At 63.4% G+C, this 16952-nt stretch carries 18 protein-coding genes and 2 pseudogenes; 10 read left to right on the top strand and 10 right to left on the bottom strand.

Features of this window, described 5'->3' with window-relative positions:
- The first annotated feature begins 18 nt into the window (after positions 1 to 18).
- Positions 19 to 1053, top strand: coding sequence for a proline racemase family protein (locus ASE71_RS31825; protein WP_034797259.1), 1035 nt, complete (start codon positions 19 to 21; stop codon positions 1051 to 1053).
- Between the two features lie 92 nt (positions 1054 to 1145).
- Here ASE71_RS31825 and ASE71_RS37540 read toward each other — a convergent pair whose 3' ends face one another.
- A complete protein-coding gene (locus tag ASE71_RS37540) occupies positions 1146 to 1484 on the bottom strand; it encodes a tetratricopeptide repeat protein (RefSeq protein ID WP_309139233.1) in 339 nt (112 codons plus the stop codon).
- Positions 1461 to 2006 (bottom strand): annotated as a pseudogene (locus tag ASE71_RS37535) (sel1 repeat family protein); the annotation flags it as partial. The gene ASE71_RS37540 and the pseudogene ASE71_RS37535, both read right to left, overlap by 24 nt.
- A 210-nt stretch (positions 2007 to 2216) precedes the next feature.
- On the opposite strand from ASE71_RS37535, the gene ASE71_RS31815 reads away from it, so the two are divergent.
- Positions 2217 to 2840 (top strand): FecR domain-containing protein, encoded by a 624-nt coding sequence (locus ASE71_RS31815; RefSeq protein ID WP_034797608.1) that lies wholly within the window; start codon positions 2217 to 2219, stop codon positions 2838 to 2840.
- Between the two features lie 48 nt (positions 2841 to 2888).
- Here ASE71_RS31815 and ASE71_RS31810 read toward each other — a convergent pair whose 3' ends face one another.
- From ASE71_RS31810 to ASE71_RS36120, 3 genes are read right to left on the bottom strand one after another with little or no spacing between them, the layout of a single operon-like run.
- On the bottom strand, positions 2889 to 4751 hold the full coding sequence (locus tag ASE71_RS31810; protein WP_060519839.1) for a CHASE2 domain-containing protein: 1863 nt from the start codon (positions 4749 to 4751) through the stop codon (positions 2889 to 2891).
- Between the two features lie 5 nt (positions 4752 to 4756).
- Entirely contained in the window at positions 4757 to 5461 is a 705-nt protein-coding gene (locus ASE71_RS31805; protein ID WP_034797255.1) for a Crp/Fnr family transcriptional regulator, read from the bottom strand.
- Complete coding sequence (locus ASE71_RS36120) at positions 5409 to 5618, bottom strand: hypothetical protein (RefSeq protein ID WP_156411768.1); 210 nt, start codon at positions 5616 to 5618, stop codon at positions 5409 to 5411. Before ASE71_RS36120 ends, ASE71_RS31805 begins: the two co-directional genes overlap by 53 nt.
- A gap of 106 nt (positions 5619 to 5724) precedes the next feature.
- On the opposite strand from ASE71_RS36120, the gene ASE71_RS31800 reads away from it, so the two are divergent.
- A complete protein-coding gene (locus tag ASE71_RS31800; protein WP_034797251.1) occupies positions 5725 to 6147 on the top strand; it encodes a DoxX family protein in 423 nt (140 codons plus the stop codon).
- Positions 6148 to 6220: 73 nt separating this feature from the next.
- Here the strand turns inward: ASE71_RS31800 and ASE71_RS31795 are convergent, their stop codons facing one another.
- Positions 6221 to 6649: an RbsD/FucU family protein gene (locus tag ASE71_RS31795; protein ID WP_060519841.1), complete on the bottom strand. Its 429-nt coding sequence runs from the start codon at positions 6647 to 6649 to the stop codon at positions 6221 to 6223.
- On the bottom strand, positions 6649 to 7881 hold the full coding sequence (locus tag ASE71_RS31790; protein ID WP_060519843.1) for an ROK family transcriptional regulator: 1233 nt from the start codon (positions 7879 to 7881) through the stop codon (positions 6649 to 6651). Before ASE71_RS31790 ends, ASE71_RS31795 begins: the two co-directional genes overlap by 1 nt.
- Positions 7882 to 8223: 342 nt before the next feature.
- Between ASE71_RS31790 and ASE71_RS31785 the strand changes: the two genes are divergently transcribed.
- The 7 genes from ASE71_RS31785 to ASE71_RS31755 all read left to right on the top strand — a co-directional run bounded on the left by ASE71_RS31785 (position 8224) and on the right by ASE71_RS31755 (position 14895).
- Positions 8224 to 9249 carry a sugar ABC transporter substrate-binding protein gene (locus tag ASE71_RS31785; protein ID WP_034797243.1) on the top strand — a complete coding sequence of 342 codons (1026 nt, stop codon included), beginning with the start codon at positions 8224 to 8226 and terminating at the stop codon, positions 9247 to 9249.
- A gap of 198 nt (positions 9250 to 9447) precedes the next feature.
- A complete protein-coding gene (locus tag ASE71_RS31780) occupies positions 9448 to 10533 on the top strand; it encodes an ABC transporter permease (protein ID WP_034797242.1) in 1086 nt (361 codons plus the stop codon).
- The gene (locus ASE71_RS31775) at positions 10533 to 11315 is read left to right on the top strand and encodes an ATP-binding cassette domain-containing protein (RefSeq protein ID WP_034797240.1); all 783 of its coding nucleotides are present in this window, start codon (positions 10533 to 10535) and stop codon (positions 11313 to 11315) included. The genes ASE71_RS31780 and ASE71_RS31775 overlap by 1 nt, the downstream gene beginning before the upstream one ends.
- Positions 11312 to 11932 (top strand): nucleoside triphosphate hydrolase, encoded by a 621-nt coding sequence (locus ASE71_RS31770; protein WP_034797237.1) that lies wholly within the window; start codon positions 11312 to 11314, stop codon positions 11930 to 11932. Before ASE71_RS31775 ends, ASE71_RS31770 begins: the two co-directional genes overlap by 4 nt.
- A 186-nt stretch (positions 11933 to 12118) precedes the next feature.
- Entirely contained in the window at positions 12119 to 13156 is a 1038-nt protein-coding gene (gene pyrC, locus ASE71_RS31765) for a dihydroorotase (protein WP_034797236.1), read from the top strand.
- 27 nt (positions 13157 to 13183) lie between these two features.
- Positions 13184 to 13876 carry an orotate phosphoribosyltransferase gene (locus ASE71_RS31760; RefSeq protein ID WP_043618867.1) on the top strand — a complete coding sequence of 231 codons (693 nt, stop codon included), beginning with the start codon at positions 13184 to 13186 and terminating at the stop codon, positions 13874 to 13876.
- A gap of 92 nt (positions 13877 to 13968) precedes the next feature.
- Entirely contained in the window at positions 13969 to 14895 is a 927-nt protein-coding gene (locus ASE71_RS31755; protein WP_060519846.1) for a carbohydrate kinase family protein, read from the top strand.
- A gap of 3 nt (positions 14896 to 14898) precedes the next feature.
- Here the strand turns inward: ASE71_RS31755 and ASE71_RS31750 are convergent, their stop codons facing one another.
- The 3 genes and pseudogenes from ASE71_RS31750 to ASE71_RS31740 all read right to left on the bottom strand — a co-directional run.
- Positions 14899 to 15111 carry a helix-turn-helix domain-containing protein gene (locus tag ASE71_RS31750; RefSeq protein WP_034797229.1) on the bottom strand — a complete coding sequence of 71 codons (213 nt, stop codon included), beginning with the start codon at positions 15109 to 15111 and terminating at the stop codon, positions 14899 to 14901.
- Between the two features lie 3 nt (positions 15112 to 15114).
- Positions 15115 to 15669 (bottom strand): DUF2975 domain-containing protein, encoded by a 555-nt coding sequence (locus ASE71_RS31745; protein WP_034797227.1) that lies wholly within the window; start codon positions 15667 to 15669, stop codon positions 15115 to 15117.
- Between the two features lie 559 nt (positions 15670 to 16228).
- Positions 16229 to 16952, bottom strand: a pseudogene (locus ASE71_RS31740) (glucose-6-phosphate isomerase); the annotation flags it as partial.

The raw sequence follows: 16952 nt of genomic DNA, 5'->3' as shown, positions 1-16952 counted from the left end.
ACGCGTTGGAGAAACGGCATGCGGTGGAAGCGTACGATCCAGTTGCTGGACGTTCATTGCGAGGGTGAAATCGGCAAGGTCGCGATCGGCGGCGTGCCGAAGATCCCGGGCAACTCGATCGCCGAGCAGCTCAACCACATCAACACGGTCGATGACAGCCTGCGCCGGTTCCTGTGCCTGGAGCCGCGCTCCGGCTCGATCGGGTCGGTCAACCTTCTGGTGCCGCCGAAGCGGCCGGAAGCCGATGCCGGCTTCATCATCCTGCAGGCCGACCAGGCCCATGCCATGTCCGGCTCGAACTCGATCTGCGTCACGACCGCGCTTTTGGAATCCGGCATCATAGAGATGAAGGAACCCGAGACCGTCGTCATGCTCGACACTGCCTCCGGCCTCGTCAAGGCGACCGCCACCTGCCGCGACGGCCGCTGCGAAAAGGTGAAGCTGACGATGGTGCCGTCCTTCGTGCATGAGCTCGACGTCGAGGTCGACACGCCGAAGTGGGGCAAGATCAAGCTCGATCTCTGCTACGGCGGCATCTTCTACGCCCTAGTCGATGTCGGCCAGATCGGTACCACGATCGACAAGGCGAACGCCCGCGAGATCGTCGAAGCCGGCATGATCCTGAAGGATATCGTCAACCGCACCATCCCCGTCGTTCATCCGGAAATCCCGGAGATCAAGGGCGTCGCCTATGTGATGTTCCGCGATGTCGAGGCTGACGGCACGATCCGCACCTGCACCACGATGTGGCCGGGCCGCGTCGACCGCTCGCCTTGCGGCACGGGCAGCTCCGCCAACCTTGCGACGCTGCATGCGCGCGGCAAGGTCAAGGTCGGTGACGTCCTGAAGTCCCGCTCGATCATCGGTTCGGAATTCGAAGTGGGCCTCGAAGGGGTCACGACTGTTGCCGGTCGCGAGGCGATCATCCCGACCATTGCCGGTCGCGGCTGGACCTTCGGTCTGCACCAGGTGGCGCTCGACCCGTTCGATCCGCTGGCCGATGGCTTCGCGCTCACCGATACCTGGGGGCCGCAGGCAGGCGAAATCCGCTAGTCGGTCGCGTTCTTAGGGGGTGTTCTAAACGAAAACGCGGGCCGAAGATCATGGGATCTCCGACCCGCGTGGCCCTTGGGAGGCGTGTTCGATTACTTGATGCGGCTTGCCTTGGGGAGCATGGCTGTCTCAAACCCATCGCTTACGCTGAGTGCGGCGAGCTTCTGGCCGGCAAACGCATCGCCTTCATTGGCGGCCTTGCGGAAGATTTCCCGTGCCGCGGGGATGTCCTTGTTGATGCCTTCGCCGTTCTCGAGCATCAGGCCGAGATTGACCATGGCATCGACATTGCCCCTGTCGGCGGCAAGCCGGTAGAACTTGGCGGCCTTCGCGTTGTCCTCAGCGACCAGCTTTCCTTCATCAAGGATGACCGCGAGATTGAAGGCGGCGACGTCGTCGCCGGCGAGGGATGCCCGCTCGAACCATGCGATCGCGAGTTCGCCGTTGACCGAGGTTCCCATGCCGTCGCGATAGGAGACGCCGAGATTGTAGGCGGCGAGAATGTTGCCGGCGGCGGCGGCCTTCTGGTTCAGCGCGAATTCGGTGGCGGTATCGCCTTCTTCGCCGACGAGAACGGCATAGTTGGTCATGGCCAGCGCGTGGCCATGTTCGGCGGCTTCGCCGAGAATGCGTTGCGACTGGATCTTCTGGCCGGCCTTGTCGAGAACGCGGGCCAGCTGAAACTCGGTGCGGGCGCCACTCTTCTGGTTATAGGCCTCGCGGCAGGCCGACAGCGCGACGCCGATCTTGATGTCCTCAGTGGCAACGGCCGGGAAGACCATATTGCGTTGCAGGTCGAAAATGCTGCCTGCCTCGCGGTCGCAGACGTCGGCTGCGGAAAGCTCGGCGGCGCGGGCTGAAGGAAGTGCGATCGCAGCAACCGCCAGCAAGCTGACGACAGCCAGGAATACGGCGTTGATGATGCGGGTGCCGGATGCGCTGCGATTTTCCATGAAGCTCTCCCTTCTCTTGACGGTGAACTTATCCCTGCTCGTTGGAGACGGCTGTTCCGGCGGGAACAGCCCGGCAACGAAAGCTCGGGCGAAGTGGGGAGGGACTGCTGCGGGCCGGCCCTGCGCCCGCTTGCATCCGGGAGCGCCGGGGCTATCCTCGCAAGGCGGCAGCGATACGGGAGATAAGCGATGGAAGATCTGGCAGCGTCGATGCGCAAGATGCTGGTGAGCCGGCGCGTCGTCGTCGGCGGTCTGTTGCTGACGGCGGCCGGCGGTGGTGCTACGCCCGCCTGGGCAGGCTCAGCCCTTGGCGAGGCAACGGAGATCCGCGGCGATGTCCGGCTGAGGCAGGCAAAAAAGGATAAGCCACTCGCCGTCGGCGGTCAGCTGTTCGAGAACGACCGCGTGCACACGAACGCCGAGAGTTTTGCAACCTTGAATCTGGGCACGGATACGCGCGTGCTTCTGGGCGCCGAAACCGAACTGCTCGTCGATAGCTTCATTGCCGGGCAGGGCGGCACGCTCGAGCTTGGAACGGGCCGCATGGTCTTCGACCGGCCTGAGGGGTTGCCGAAGGTCGATGTCGCCGTCCGCACGGCCTTCGGCATGATCGGCGTGCGCGGCACCAAGTTCTTCTGTGGTCCGAGCCGGGCCGCCTTTGCCGTCTTCGTCGAACATGGAAGCGTTTCGGTCGCGCGCGGCGGCGTAACCAAGATCGTCGCTGCGGGGCAGGGGGTGGAGTTTCATCATCGCGGGGACGTCCCGAGCGAGCCCGCCAACTGGGGCGAGGCGCGCATCAAGGAGGCCTATGCCAGCGTCGGCCTGACGCGCTGAGCTGACGCCGACATTATCCGAAGCGGCGGGTGCAGACGGCGCGCCGCCTCAGTCGGCGACCGTGAACAGTTCCATCGTCGAGAACCCGCGGATCTCGTGGCTGCCAAGCGGGCGAAGCGGCCTTTTGCTTTCCTGAGCGGCAGCGGGCCCGACGCAGATCGCCGTGCCGAGAAACTTGTTTGCCTCCTGAAGGCGTGCCGCCAGATTGATCGCATCGCCGTGGGCCGTGTAGTCGAGCTTGCCGCCGGCGCCGACCTCGCCGACGACGGCCGGTCCGGTCTCGATCCCGATCCGCGTACGGCCGAAACCGTTGGAGGCGAACTGCGGACGCCTGCGCATCTCTTCCGTCAGCGCATGGATCGCCTTGGCGCAATCGATGGCCCTGTCGACATGATCAGCCAGATCCTCCGGGGCGTTGAAGAACGCGTGCACCGCATCGCCCACCACCTTGTCGACCATGCCGCCATGGTCGGCCACCAGCGCGTTGACTTCGGCAAAATAGATGTCGAGCAAGGCGATGAGCTCCCGCGGCTTGAGCCTCTGCGAGAGGGTGGAAAAGCTCTCGATGTCGGTAAAGAGCGCGGTCACCTGGCGCTCCTCGCCAGCCATGCGGGCAAGTCCGGGATTGTCGATGTAGCGGGCGACCACCGACTGCGGCAGATATTGCGAAAACTTCTGCCGGGCCGTCGCTTCCGCGCGCCGCACCTGGGCAAATTGCAGGACGCTGGTCACCGCGAGGACGGCAATAAGCGCGACCGAGACGCTGACGGCATCGATGAGCCAGCCGCTGGCATCGTAGACGACGGCAGCTGCAGCGACCGCGGCGGCGACGGTGCAAAGGCCGAGCGCCGCCGATGTCAGCGGCCGCAGGCGGGTGGCGGCAAAGGCGATGCCGAGGCCGGCGACAAGTGCGGCCACGGCTTCGGCAAGCGGCAATCGGCCGTCGCGCTGCGGCAGGAAGCCGGTCATGATCGCGTTGGCGATGTCGGCGTGGATCTGCACCGAGGGTTCGAGCGGCATCGAGGCGCTCGGTCTGAGGCCTCCGAGGCTTGGCAGGCTGCTGCCGATCAGCACGAGTTTGCCGGCGAAGCGTTCGGGCAAAGCCTTGCCGGACAAGACGTCGGCCGCCGAAACCGTACGTTCGCTGAGCCGTTCCTGAGAACTTGCGACGAAACGCAGGCTTCCGGTGTCGTCGAGCAAGATCGTTTGCCCGTCGATGCGCATCCAGGCCGGCTGGCCGCCGAGGATGGGCGTGCCGCCGCCCCGCATCTGCCGGGCCGCTTCGATCGCCAGCGTCGGATAGGCGTCGTTGCCGAGGATGGCATAGGCCTGAACCCGGCGTATGCGCGCATCCTCGTCGCCGACGAGAAACGAGGCCGCCGCCGCACTCGCCTGATCCATGAAGGCCCGGCATGACGTTTCCGCGCCGTCGAGAAACCACAGTTCGGGCGCGGTGAAGGGTCGGCTGAGCGCCAGCGGCGGCACGGGACGCGGCCGCTCCTGCACCGTATCGGCGACGAGAAAACCGAGAACGACGGCGGTCTTCGAAAGTGCTGCGGCAAGCGCCGGGTTGCCGTCGGAGCTGGGGTCGCAATCGGCGCTGAAGACGAAATCGACTGCAATCACCTTGGCGCCCGCGGTCGCTAGTCGTGACAGAAGCTCGGCGGTCGCTGTCCGGTCCCATTCACCCGAAGGGCGCGACTGGTGGGCCTGCCGGTCGATGTCGACGACGACGAGGTCGGGCGACTGGGGGGCAGGAACCCATTGCGTCAGACTGTCGAAGAACAACTCGCGCTGGGTTTCGAACAGCGGTCCGGCGTAGAGATAGAGTGCTATGGCCGCAAGCAGGCTCGTGAGGCAACCGCCGGCGAGCGGCGTGAAACGCAAACGCCGGCGCGGCTCAACGACCATGCGGTCTAGTCCTCCTCGGGGTCAGCGATGCTCTGCAGGCGACCGACCTTGCAGGCGATGATGCCTTCGTTGCGCTTGATCGCGCCGCTCTCCTCAAGCCACTGGATGGCGCGGTTGACCTTGGGTCGGCTGGCGCCGAGCACGCCGGCGATGTCCGTCTGGCTCATGGTCAGCCTGAGATTGGCACTTTCCGGCAATTCGTTGCCGTGGATCTGCCGGAGGGTCGCGAGGAAGAAGCGCGCCACCCGGGCGTTGAGGTCGTAAAGCGCGATGGTTTCCAGCCGCTCCGTCGTGTCGCGAAGCTGGGCGCAGAGAAAGCGGATGACCGCTTCGGCCGCCTCCCGTCGATTGGTGACGATGTCGAGAAAGGCCTTCTTGCCGATTACATAGCCCTCGGAGGCGGTCGTGGCGGTCGCATCGGCCGAACGGGTCTGACCGTCGAGCACCGCCATCTCGCCGAAGATCGCGCCGGCTTCGTGCTGGCGCAGCATCAGTTCGCGGCCCTGCGGCGTGATCAGCGACAGCTTGATGCGCCCGGAGATGACGACAATCATGTAGTTGCCTTCGTCGCCGCGCTGGAAGATCACGGTGCCGGCCGGCCATTTCCGATAGGTTGCGATATTGGCAAGTTCGGCGATAGCGTCCTTGTCGAATTCTTCAAAGATCGGAAACGAGCGCCAGAATGCCGGGCTCCTGTTGATTTCGTTCATGACATTCCCCCGCGCGGCGTCCCCTGCCGCGCCGAAATTCTTCGCCCAGCCGCTCCGTCGTTGCAACATAAAAGAACGAGGCGCCGTCGTTGTAGTTCCGCATTGCCTTGCAGTCCTGCGTCGAGAAGTGGCCGACAGAAGGTTGACGATGCGTCATCGGCGTTTCATTTTTGTGAACGATCTGTCGCCCGCGCAACGGCTAGATGATTTTGAAAATACTGATACTTCTGTTGCCAACGAACCGTTTCTCACAGGAGTCTTCCATGTCTCAGAATGTTGTCGTCCTCGTCGGACGCATCCTGCTTTCGATCATGTTTATCACGGCCGGTTTCGGCAAGCTCACCGATCCGTCGGCGACCGCCGGAATGATCACCGGTGCCGGCTGGCCCGCGCCGACGCTGCTTGCCTATCTCGCCGGCGCCTTCGAACTGGTTGCCGGTCTTGCCGTTCTCGTCGGTTTCCAGACGAAGATTGCGGCCTACCTGCTGGCGGCCTTCACGCTCGTGACCGCCTTCGTCTTCCATAGCGGTGCGATCAACATTCCGACCTTCCCGCCGGAAGCCAACGGCCTGCTGAGCGTCTTCAACAGCCTGATGATGATGAAGAACATCTCGGTCGCCGGTGGCTTCCTCGTGCTCGCCGCCTTTGGCCCGGGCGCGCTGTCGATCGACAAGCGCGGCGCCTGAGGCACGGATTTCACTTGATGAAATGCAAGGCCCGCCGGTTCGCCGGCGGGCTTTTTTCGTTGTGTGCGAAGTCTCAGGGATAAATCACGCCCTTGCGCAGGATGACGTTGCCGTAAAGCCGTGGCTCGCTCGTCTGGACCACAGTGTGGGCGGCCCTGACGCGCGGATAAAAATCGGCGCCGAGCAGAGGCACGACGCGGCGGTTCGGTTCGTGCTTGCCGCAGCACGCGACGATCTCTTGGTGGACCGGGTCGAGCGTGTCCTTGTCCTGTTTGACAGTGGCCCGGAAGATCGCCTCGGGCACAAAATCGTCGATCGGCAAGACGCTCAAGATAGCGTCGAGCACGGGGATCAGCGGGTGCCCGTCGAGCCGGATGAGACGGCGCGCATGTTCCTGGCCGGGGTAGTTGCCATCCACCAGCGCGATCTCGTCGCCGTGGCCCATCGCTCGCAGCGTTGCGAGCAGTTCGGGACTGAGGATCGGGTTTAGGCCTTTCAGCATCAGCCGAGCTCCTTGAAGAGGACATTGGTGTCGAGCAGGTAGCGGGAAAAGAGCGGCAGGCTCGCGCCGCCGATGGCGCGCGCATGGCTGCCGACCATGCCTTCCACCAGTTCGGGAATAGTCACGCCCTGAAGGTCGAGGTCGTAGAGCGCCTTGCGCGTGGCGGAAAGCAACCGCGCCCGCACCCAGGGCGGGAAGCCGCCGTCGATGACGACGGCCGAGAAGTCGACGATCGAAACGGCGGAGACGACGGCCTGGGCGAGGGCTGCGCCGCAGTCGTCGATCCAGATGTCGAGCGGTTCGCCGAAGTCGATCCAGTCGTCGGCCGAGTACCAGAGCGGCCGCGGATCGATGCCGCGCTCGCGCAAGAGGTTTTCGAGCACGAAGACCGAGGCGATCTTGAGCAGCTGGATGGTCTTGCCGTCCTTGCCCGAGACCGGCAGCGGACCGACGGCGCCAGCCGTTCCTGTTCGCCCGGAGAAGAGTGCGGAGTTCAGCACAACACCGCCGCCGATGAACGAGCCGATATAGAAATAGACGAAATCCGGATAGCTGGCGCCGACGCCGAAGGCGAGCTCGGCACCGCAGGCGCTGGTGCCGTCGTTCTGCAGAAACACCGGATAGGTGGTACGGGCAGCGACCGCCGCCTGCAGGTCGACGTCGCGCCACCTGTTCATCTCTTCGCGCGGCGCGCCCACTTCTTCGGCCCAGTTCCAGAGTTCGAAGGGGGTGGCGATGCCGATGCCGGCGATGCGCTTGCGCTGGTCGGGGCCAAGCTGCTGTTCGAGCTTCGCCATGCCGGAAATGATGAAATCGACGAGATCGCCGGGCAACGGATAGGGATGCACGTGGTGCAGATGCAGCCGGATGTTGCCGACGAAATCCATCAGCACCAGATCGGCGCTGCGCCGGCCGATCTTGACGCCAAAGGAATAGACCGCGTCTGGGTTGAGCCGCATCGGCGTCGAGGGCTGGCCGACCTTGCCTCTGACGGGATCGCCTTTGACCAGAAGGCCGTCGCTTTCGAGCGCGCGCATGATCACCGAAACGGTCTGCGCCGACAGGCCGGAGCGCCGGGCAATGTCGGCCTTGGAGAGGCCGCCGTGGCGCCGGACCAGCGACATGACCAGCCGTTCGTTGTAGGCGCGCACGCGCGTCTGGTTGGCGCCGCCGCTCGGGTCGATGACTTCAGGTTGCGTCGGTCCCCGGTCGGGGCCGTCTGTCAGTGACATGCCACCGTCTCCTCCCGTTGGCATTGGATTATGTGAGCGGGATACGGGCGCAAGCCGCCTGCATAGTTCCTCATCCCGTTCTGCCGCCCGCTTGGCGCAGGTCTCTTGTTTCCACTTGTCGCGGCTCTGTCAATTTGGTCGGCGCGCCAATCCTCCGGTGGAGCGCTGTCATCCCAAGAATGCCACATCGAAATAATAATTCAATTTGATTTATTTATTGACACCCCGGAAATTTAGTGTTTGTTTTTGTCTCGGAAGCGCCAGTTGCAGCGGAGGAGAATGCTGCGGTGGTGTAGCCAGGGCCGGTCCGCCGGCACGATTTTCAATCCTTGGGAGGATTTCATGAAGAAGACTGTTCTTTCCGCTGCTTTTGGCGCGCTGTCGCTTGGCGTTGTCTTCGCCATGCCCGCGCAAGCCGCCGATGTCGGCGCCTGCCTGATTACCAAGACCGACACCAACCCCTTTTTCGTCAAGATGAAGGAGGGCGCGACTGCCAAGGCCAAGGAACTCGGCGTGACGCTGAAGTCCTATGCCGGCAAGATCGACGGCGACCATGACAGCCAGGTGGCTGCGGTCGAATCCTGCATTGCAGACGGTGCCAAAGGCATCCTGATCGCCGCCTCCGACACCAAGGCGATCGTCGATCAGGTCAAGAAGGCGCAGGAAGCCGGTCTGCTCGTGATCGCGCTCGACACGCCGCTCGATCCGGCAACCGCCGCCGATGCGACCTTTGCCACCGACAACCTGCTCGCCGGCAAGCTGATCGGCCAATGGGCCGCCGCCACCATGGGTGATGGTGCCAAGACCGCCAAGATCGGCTTCCTCGACCTGACGCCGTCGCAGCCGACAGTCGACGTTCTGCGCGACCAGGGCTTCATGATGGGCTTCGGCATCGACACGAAGGATCCGAACAAGATCGGCGACGAGGACGATCCGCGCATCGTCGGCCACGACGTCACCAACGGCAACGAGGAAGGCGGCCGCAAGGCGATGGAGAACCTTCTGCAGAAGGATCCTGATATCAACGTCATCCACACCATCAACGAGCCGGCTGCCGTCGGCGCTTATCAGGCGCTGAAGGCCGTCGGCAAGGAAAAGGACGTGCTGATCGTTTCGGTCGACGGCGGTTGCCCGGGCGTCAAGTCGGTCGCCGAAGGTGTCATCGGCGCAACCTCGCAGCAGTACCCGCTGATGATGGCGGCTCTCGGCATCGAGGCGATCAAGAAGTTCGCCGATACCGGTGAGAAGCCGAAGCCGACGGAAGGCAAGGACTTCTTCGATACCGGCGTCTCGCTCGTCACCGACAAGCCGGCAGCCGGCGTCGAATCGATCGATACCAAGGTCGGCACGGAGAAGTGCTGGGGCTGATTGCCCGCCTTCTACCGTCACCATGTAAAGGCAACGGAAGGGCGGCCCCGGCCGCCCTTCGCGTAAGCGCCGATGTCTTTGACAAGGCGACGAAAACCGCGCAGCTTTTAAAGAGTGCTATTGCCCGCGTCATTGTGGGCGGGCTGTGCACGACACCATCGCAACCCCTTGGGAGTGGGGTTCACGGGAGGAAGGTCCATGGGCGAGCCCAACACAGCCGCGCAGCCATCCCAGGAATTCGAGAAAGTCCTGGTCAACAGTTCGACGCAGGTCGCGTCGTTCGATACGCATGACAAGACAGCGGTCCAGAAGATCCAGCATTTCCTGCATTCGACGCCGGCCGCTGTGCCGTTCATCGTGCTGATTGCAGCGATCCTGATCTTCGGCATCGCCATCGGGGGTAAGTTCTTCTCGTCCTACACCCTGACCCTGATCCTTCAGCAGATCGCCATCGTCGGCATTCTTGGTGCCGCACAGACGCTGGTGATCCTGACCGCCGGCATCGATCTTTCGATCGGTGTCATCATGGTGCTGTCGGCTGTGATCATGGGCAATTGCGCCGTCACCTACGGCCTTCCGGCACCGATCGCGATCTTCATCGGCTTCGTCGTCGGCGGCGCCTGCGGCTTCCTCAACGGCTTCCTCGTCTCCAGGGTCAAGCTTCCGCCGTTCATCGTCACGCTCGGCACCTGGTATGTCATCATGTCGACGAACTTCATCTATTCGGCCAACGCGACGATCCGCGAGGCCGACGTGACGGCCGTCACCCAGATGCTCCACCTCTTCGGCGTCAGCTTCAAGGTGGGCTCCGCCGTCTTCACGCTCGGCGTGGTGATGATGGTCGTGCTGGTCTTCGGCCTCTGGTACGCGCTGAACCACACCGCCTGGGGCCGCCACCTCTATGCCGTTGGCGACGATCCGGAGGCGGCGAAGCTCTCGGGTATCCGCACCAGCCGCGTGCTTCTGAGTGCCTATACGCTTGCCGGCCTGATCGCGGCACTTGCCGCCTGGGTCTCGATCGGCCGCAATGGCTCGATCTCGCCGTCCGCCGCCGTCACCGACTACAATCTGCAGGCCATCACCGCAGCCGTGATCGGCGGCATCTCGCTCTTCGGCGGCCGCGGGTCGATCCTCGGCACACTGATCGGCGCGATGATCGTCGGCGTCGTCTCCATGGGGCTCAACATGCTCGGCGCCGATCCGCAGTGGAAAGTCTTCCTCACCGGCGTCTTGATCATCACCGCCGTCGCAATCGACCAATGGATCAGAAAGGTAGCAGGCTGATGGCTCAGGAACCCATTCTCACCGCGCGCGGCCTGGTCAAGCGTTACGGTCGCGTCACCGCCCTCGATCATGCCGATTTCGATCTCTATCCCGGCGAGATCCTCGCCGTGATTGGCGACAACGGTGCCGGCAAGTCCTCGATGATCAAGGCGATCTCCGGCGCTATCACGCCGGATGAGGGCGAGATCCGGCTTGAGGGCCAACTGATCAACTTCCGTTCGCCGATGGAAGCGCGAACGGCCGGCATCGAAACGGTCTATCAGAACCTGGCGCTTTCGCCGGCGCTGTCGATCGCCGACAACATGTTCCTCGGCCGCGAAATCCGCAAACCTGGCATCATGGGCAAGCTTTTCCGCACCCTCGATCGCGCGGAAATGGAAAAGCGGGCGCGGGCGAAACTGTCCGAACTCGGGCTGATGACGATCCAGAACATCAACCAGGCGGTGGAAACGCTCTCGGGCGGCCAGCGCCAGGGCGTGGCCGTGGCGCGGGCCGCGGCCTTCGGCTCCAAGGTGGTGATCATGGACGAGCCGACGGCGGCACTCGGCGTCAAGGAAAGCCGGCGGGTGCTGGAGTTGATCCTCGACGTGCGCTCGCGCGGCCTGCCGATCGTCTTGATCTCGCACAACATGCCGCATGTGTTCGAGGTGGCCGACCGCATCCACGTTCACCGTCTCGGCAAGCGTCTCTGCGTCATCAATCCGAAGGAGCATACGATGTCGGATGCGGTTGCCTTCATGACCGGGGCGAAGGAGCCGCCGCGCGAGGCGCTTGCGGCATGAATGTCGAGCCGATTGCAAACGAAATCCTGAAACGGGCGGCCGGTGCCGCCCGCTTCGTCGTCGCCATCGCCGGGCCGCCCGGTGCCGGGAAGTCGACGCTGGCCGAGGCGCTGGCCGAAACCCTGGTTGCCGGCGGCGAAAGGGCGGCGGTTCTGCCGATGGACGGCTTTCACATGGACAATGCCGTTCTTGAGGAAAAAGGTCTCCTCCCACGGAAGGGGTCGCCGGAGACATTCGACGTCAGGGCTTTTCTTTCGACGGTCGCCGCGGTGCGCGCCAATGACGGCGAGGTGCTGGTTCCGGTCTTCGACCGCTCGCGCGAGATCGCGATCGCCTCTGCCAGGATCGTTGCGCCCGAGACCCGCATCATCCTGGTCGAGGGCAACTACCTGCTGCTCGACGAGGCGCCGTGGGACAGGCTCGAAGGCGCCTTCGATTTCTCGATCTTCATCAATCCCGGCGTGGCAGAACTGGAGCGGCGGCTTTTGCAGCGCTGGTTCGATCACGGCTATGACGAGGAAGCGGCGAAGCGCAAGGCTCTCGGTAACGACATCCCGAACGCGCATCGCGTGGTCGACCATCAGCGGGCGGCGGATCTGGTGCTTGCGGATTTCTGAGCGATGGTCGGATTGCGGATTGTGTTTGCGGGCGCATTGGTGATATCGAGACGCGGTTCCACCACATGAGAAACCGCCCGCCACCCGCGTACCCGCCGGCTCGCAAAGCTGCGCGCGCGGATCGGGCGCGAGCCCGGGGCTGCGGTTTTCCGTCTGCGCCTGCTCTGACCTAGGAGAACGCTGACCATGCAAGACCTCGTTATCCGCCGCCCGGATGATTGGCACCTTCATTTGCGCGACGGCGACATGCTGAAGGGCGTTATCGCCGATACCAGCCGCCATTTCGCCCGCGCGATCATCATGCCCAACCTGGTGCCGCCTGTCGTCACGACCGCAGACGCCTCCGCCTATCGCGAACGTATCGTCTCAGCGATCCCGGCCGGGGACCGGTTCGAGCCGCTGATGACGCTCTACCTGACCGCAGGCACCAATCCCGACGACGTCGAAGCCGGCCACAAGAGCGGTCTCGTCAAGGCGGTCAAGCTCTACCCGGCAGGTGCGACGACCAACTCGCACAGCGGCGTGCGCAACATCGACGAGGCGATGCCGGTGCTGGAGCGCATGGCAAAGATCGGCCTGCCGCTCTGCGTGCATGGCGAAGTCACCAGCTCTGATGTCGACATCTTCGACCGCGAGGCCGTGTTCATCGAGACCGTGCTCGATCCCTTGCGCAAGCGCCTGCCGGAACTGAAGGTGACGATGGAGCACGTCACCACCAAGGACGGCATCGACTACATCAAGGCGTCGAAGGCGAACCTTGCGGGTTCGATCACCACCCATCACCTGATCATCAACCGCAACGCCATTCTCGTCGGTGGGATCAAGCCACACTATTACTGCCTGCCGGTCGCCAAGCGCGAGAACCACCGCCTGGCATTGCGCGCGGCTGCCGTCTCCGGCGACAAGCGCTTCTTCCTCGGCACGGACTCCGCACCGCACGTCGATCCGCTGAAGGAATGCGCCTGCGGCTGCGCCGGCATCTACACCTCGATCAACACCATGAGCTGCCTGGCGCATGTGTTCGAAGAGGAGGGCGCGCTCGACAAGCTCGAAACCTTCGCCTCGCTGAACGGTCCCGCCTGGTACGGGCTGCCGGTGAACGAGGAAACGATCACGCTCAGGAAACAGGCAGAGGCTGTCACTTATCCCAAGAAGATCGAGACCGGTGCCGGTCCGGTCACCGTTTTCGATCCGATGTTCCCGCTGCACTGGGCCGTCGTTTGATCGCTTGAAGTTTTGAAGGAGAGTTTGATGTTTTCCAACGCGTTCACCGACAAGGCCGTCATGGCCGAGCTGGTCGCCAAGATGCTCTGGGAGATCAAGGCCGTGCATTTCAGCGCCGACAAGCCCTACAAGCTGTCGTCCGGCATGGCGAGCCCCGTCTATATCGACTGCCGCAAGCTGATTTCCTATCCGCGCATCCGTTCGGCGGTGATGGATTTTGCTGCAGCGTCGATCCTGCGCGAAGCCGGTTTTGAGAAGTTCGACGTGGTTGCAGGCGGCGAAACCGCCGGCATTCCCTTCGCCGCCATGCTTGCCGAACGTCTCGGTCTGCCGATGATCTATGTGCGCAAGGCGCCCAAGGGCCACGGCCGCAACGCCCAGATCGAAGGCCATATGCCGGAAGGCGCCCGCGTTCTCGTCATCGAGGACCTGACGACGGCTGGTGGCTCGATGTTCAAGTTCATCGACGCGATCCGCGCAGCCGGTGGCATCGTCGACCACGGCATTGCGCTCTTCTACTACGACATCTTCCCGGAAGCGGTCGGCGAGATGAAAGGCAAGGGCGTCGACCTGCACTGGATCGCCACATGGCGCAACGTGCTTGCGGTCGCCCGCGAGCAGAAGCTGTTCGACGAAAAGACGCTCGGTGAGGTCGAGGCCTTCCTCAACGCGCCGCTCGCCTGGTCGGGCCGCAACGGCGGCGTCAGCGCCTTGGCGTAATCTCTGGCGAGGCCCCGGTTCTGCCGGGGCCTCGTAGCGTCTTCAGTCATAATTTTTAAATCGATTGAAAATCTGTCGAGGAGGATAAGCCGATGATCGTATGCTGCGGAGAAGCGCTGATCGACATGCTGCCGCGGGACACGACCGCGGGCGAGAGTGCCTTTGCGCCCTATGCCGGCGGCGCGATTTTCAACACGGCGATCGCCCTTGGCCGCCTCGGCATCCAGACCGGCTTTTTCACGGGTCTCTCCGACGACATGTTCGGCGATATCCTGCGCGACACGCTGAAGGCGGCGAATGTCGATTTCGGCCCCTGCGCGACGCTCTCGCTGCACACGACGCTTGCCTTCGTCAAGCTGGTCAACGGTCATGCCAGCTACGCCTTCTTCGATGAAAACACTGCCGGCCGCATGATTACCCGCGAGCACCTGCCAACGCTCGGCGATTTCTGTGAGGCACTGCATTTTGGCGCGATCAGCCTGATCCCCGAGCCCTGCGGCTCGACCTACGAAGCATTGATGACGCGCGAGCATGAAAAACGGGTCATTTCTTTCGATCCGAATATCCGCCCCGGTTTCATCAAGGACCGGGAAGCGCATCTCGCCCGCATGAACCGCATGGCGGCGATGTCGGATATCATCAAGTTCTCCGACGAGGATCTTGCCTGGTTTGGCATGGAGGGCAGCCACGACGAACTCGCCGCCGAATGGTTGAGGCGCGGCCCGAAGCTGGTGCTGATTACCAAGGGCGCCGATGGCGCCGTCGGCTATACCGCCCGCCACAAGGTCGAGGTTGCCGGTGAGCGCGTGACCGTGGTCGATACCGTTGGCGCCGGCGACACTTTCGATGCCGGCGTGCTGGCGTCGCTGAAGCTCGCCGGTCTCCTGAGCAAGGCCGATGTCGCCGGCCTCACTGAAACCGCCGTTCGCAACGCGCTGGCGCTCGGCGCCAAGGCGGCGGCCGTCACGGTCTCGCGCGCAGGCGCCAACCCGCCGTGGAAGCATGAAATCGGTCTTTGATCGTTAGTCCGGGTCCGGGCGGTATTCCAGGATATCGCCCGGCTGGCAGTCGAGTGCTGCGCAGATCTTTTCCAGCGTGTCGAAGCGCACGCCCTTCACTTTTCCGGATTTCAGCAGCGAGATGTTCTGCTCGGTGATCCCCACCTGTTCGGCAAGATCGCGTGAACGAACCTTGCGTTTCGCCAGCATCACATCGAGATTGACGACAATCGGCATGCGCTAGACGAAGCTCCTGTTCTCCGCCTCGACCCCCGATGCGATGACCATGACATGGCCGAGGCCGACGACGAGCCCGGCCATCAGAAGCACGATCATCGTGCCGCCATTGATGTCGAACATCACCGCATGTCCCGTGGTGCCCGGGTTGTCATAGGTGACAGCGAGGATGCCGATCCCATTGCTGACGGTCATGCACAGCGAGCCGAAAAGGGCGGTCAGTCCCACCCGCCGCAACAGCACGCCATTGCGACCGGACAGGATCTCGCCGCGCTGGAAGCTGTCGAAAAGCTGCCAGGCGAATGCGAGGCCGGCAATGACGAGCGCGTTGTTGATCGCGGCCAGAAAGGCGACGGTCCCGATGGCTCGATAGGACAGAGTGATGATCTCGACCCGAGGGAAGACGATGTCGCGAACGCCCTGTTCGAAGCCTTGCCGGTCGAAGAAGATCTGCCAATGCGTGTAGACGACCGCCGAACAGAACAACGCTCCGCACAATATGATCATGAGCTTCATGAAGCGGCTGAGCTTGCGCAGCCTCTCGGCGGAGTTCGTCATACAAAGTCCCTTATCGTTTCACTTGTATTTTTATCGTAAAACAATAAATAATTGCCGTCAATTGTGATGTTGGATGCGACCCTGGAGCTTTCCTGGCAGGAGGGGAGCGCGCCTGCGGAAAGCCAGAGCTACGCGCTCGACGTCCACGCGGGCGGTGTGCCGGCTGCGGCGCTCGCGAGCCGCGTGCCACCGGGAGAAACGCTCTATCTCCTGGCTCTCGCCGAAGCGGACGCTGCGCGCTTGCGGCTGTTGCAGGAAAAGATCGCACGCTCGAAACGGGGCGAGCCTAACCGCGGCAGCCTGTCGGCCAGTTCTCCGGACGTTGCTGACGTGTCGCCTTCCCGTCAGGTCGAAAGGTCATGGTCAATGCCTGGATGCAGATGGGGTCGGACACGGACTATTTTCCGCTGCTGTCGAAGCTCGATCTGATGGAGGTGCTGAAACCCGGCGCCACGACGTTGCCGGGTTGTGCAAAATCACGAGGCCCGAGGCGCGACAAGCGCCTCAGGCCTCTATCGTCTTCAGCGGTGCGGTTCCGGGGAGAACCGAGCGGATTTGTTTAATGGGCGGCTTTCAGCAAGGCTGCCACCAGACCCGCCGTCGACGAATCGTGACCTTCGGCGCTTTCCTTACCTTCGACGACGGGAAGCAGGCCGGTCGCCAGCTCCTTGCCGAGCTCGACGCCCCACTGGTCGAAGGAATTGATGTTGAAGAGCGCGCCCTCGACGAAGACGCGGTGCTCGTAAAGCGCGATCAGGCGGCCGAGCGCGAAGGGATCGAGCTGGTCATAGACGATCGTCAGCGACGGGCGATTGCCGGTGAAGACGCGGTGCGGCGCAATCTTGTCGGCCTTGGAATCGGCCATACCCTTGGCGGTCAGTTGCGCCTTGGCTTCCGCGAGCGTGCGGCCCTTCATCAGCGCTTCCGACTGGGCCAGGCAATTGGCGATCAGCAGCTCGTGCTGGTGACGCAGGTTCTTCTCGTGGCCGTTGGCGGCGATCATGAACTCGGCGGGAATGACGTCCGTGCCCTGGTGGATCAGCTGGTAGAAGGCGTGCTGGCCGTTGGTGCCGGGCTCGCCCCAGACGACCGGGCCGGTCGAGTATTCGACCGGCGTGCTCTCAAGCGTCACCGCCTTGCCGTTCGATTCCATATCGAGCTGCTGCAGATAGGCGGGGAAGCGCGACAGGCGCTGGTCATAGGGCAGGATCGCCCGCGACGGGTAGCCGAGCACGTTGCGATGGTAGAAGCCGAGAAGGCCGAGCAGGACCGGTATGTTCTGA

The sequence above is a fragment of the Ensifer sp. Root954 genome, assembly GCF_001429005.1.
In the GTDB taxonomy this organism is placed as follows: Bacteria; Pseudomonadota; Alphaproteobacteria; order Rhizobiales; family Rhizobiaceae; genus Ensifer; species Ensifer adhaerens.
Note: the sequence above shows the minus strand (reverse complement) of the source record. Positions and strands in the feature narration are given on the sequence as shown.

What these genes read in the sequence shown, in the direction of transcription:
- ASE71_RS31825 (WP_034797259.1), top strand. Translation starts at nt 19, where the DNA reads ATGCGGTGGAAGCGTACGATCCAGTTGCTGGACGTTCATTGCGAGGGT.
- ASE71_RS31815 (WP_034797608.1), top strand. Translation starts at nt 2,217, where the DNA reads ATGCGCAAGATGCTGGTGAGCCGGCGCGTCGTCGTCGGCGGTCTGTTG.
- ASE71_RS31810 (WP_060519839.1), bottom strand. Translation starts at nt 4,751, where the DNA reads ATGGTCGTTGAGCCGCGCCGGCGTTTGCGTTTCACGCCGCTCGCCGGC.
- ASE71_RS31805 (WP_034797255.1), bottom strand. Translation starts at nt 5,461, where the DNA reads ATGAACGAAATCAACAGGAGCCCGGCATTCTGGCGCTCGTTTCCGATC.
- ASE71_RS36120 (WP_156411768.1), bottom strand. Translation starts at nt 5,618, where the DNA reads ATGACGCATCGTCAACCTTCTGTCGGCCACTTCTCGACGCAGGACTGC.
- ASE71_RS31800 (WP_034797251.1), top strand. Translation starts at nt 5,725, where the DNA reads ATGTCTCAGAATGTTGTCGTCCTCGTCGGACGCATCCTGCTTTCGATC.
- ASE71_RS31795 (WP_060519841.1), bottom strand. Translation starts at nt 6,649, where the DNA reads ATGCTGAAAGGCCTAAACCCGATCCTCAGTCCCGAACTGCTCGCAACG.
- ASE71_RS31790 (WP_060519843.1), bottom strand. Translation starts at nt 7,881, where the DNA reads ATGTCACTGACAGACGGCCCCGACCGGGGACCGACGCAACCTGAAGTC.
- ASE71_RS31785 (WP_034797243.1), top strand. Translation starts at nt 8,224, where the DNA reads ATGAAGAAGACTGTTCTTTCCGCTGCTTTTGGCGCGCTGTCGCTTGGC.
- ASE71_RS31780 (WP_034797242.1), top strand. Translation starts at nt 9,448, where the DNA reads ATGGGCGAGCCCAACACAGCCGCGCAGCCATCCCAGGAATTCGAGAAA.
- ASE71_RS31775 (WP_034797240.1), top strand. Translation starts at nt 10,533, where the DNA reads ATGGCTCAGGAACCCATTCTCACCGCGCGCGGCCTGGTCAAGCGTTAC.
- ASE71_RS31770 (WP_034797237.1), top strand. Translation starts at nt 11,312, where the DNA reads ATGAATGTCGAGCCGATTGCAAACGAAATCCTGAAACGGGCGGCCGGT.
- pyrC (WP_034797236.1), top strand. Translation starts at nt 12,119, where the DNA reads ATGCAAGACCTCGTTATCCGCCGCCCGGATGATTGGCACCTTCATTTG.
- ASE71_RS31760 (WP_043618867.1), top strand. Translation starts at nt 13,184, where the DNA reads ATGTTTTCCAACGCGTTCACCGACAAGGCCGTCATGGCCGAGCTGGTC.
- ASE71_RS31755 (WP_060519846.1), top strand. Translation starts at nt 13,969, where the DNA reads ATGATCGTATGCTGCGGAGAAGCGCTGATCGACATGCTGCCGCGGGAC.
- ASE71_RS31750 (WP_034797229.1), bottom strand. Translation starts at nt 15,111, where the DNA reads ATGCCGATTGTCGTCAATCTCGATGTGATGCTGGCGAAACGCAAGGTT.
- ASE71_RS31745 (WP_034797227.1), bottom strand. Translation starts at nt 15,669, where the DNA reads ATGACGAACTCCGCCGAGAGGCTGCGCAAGCTCAGCCGCTTCATGAAG.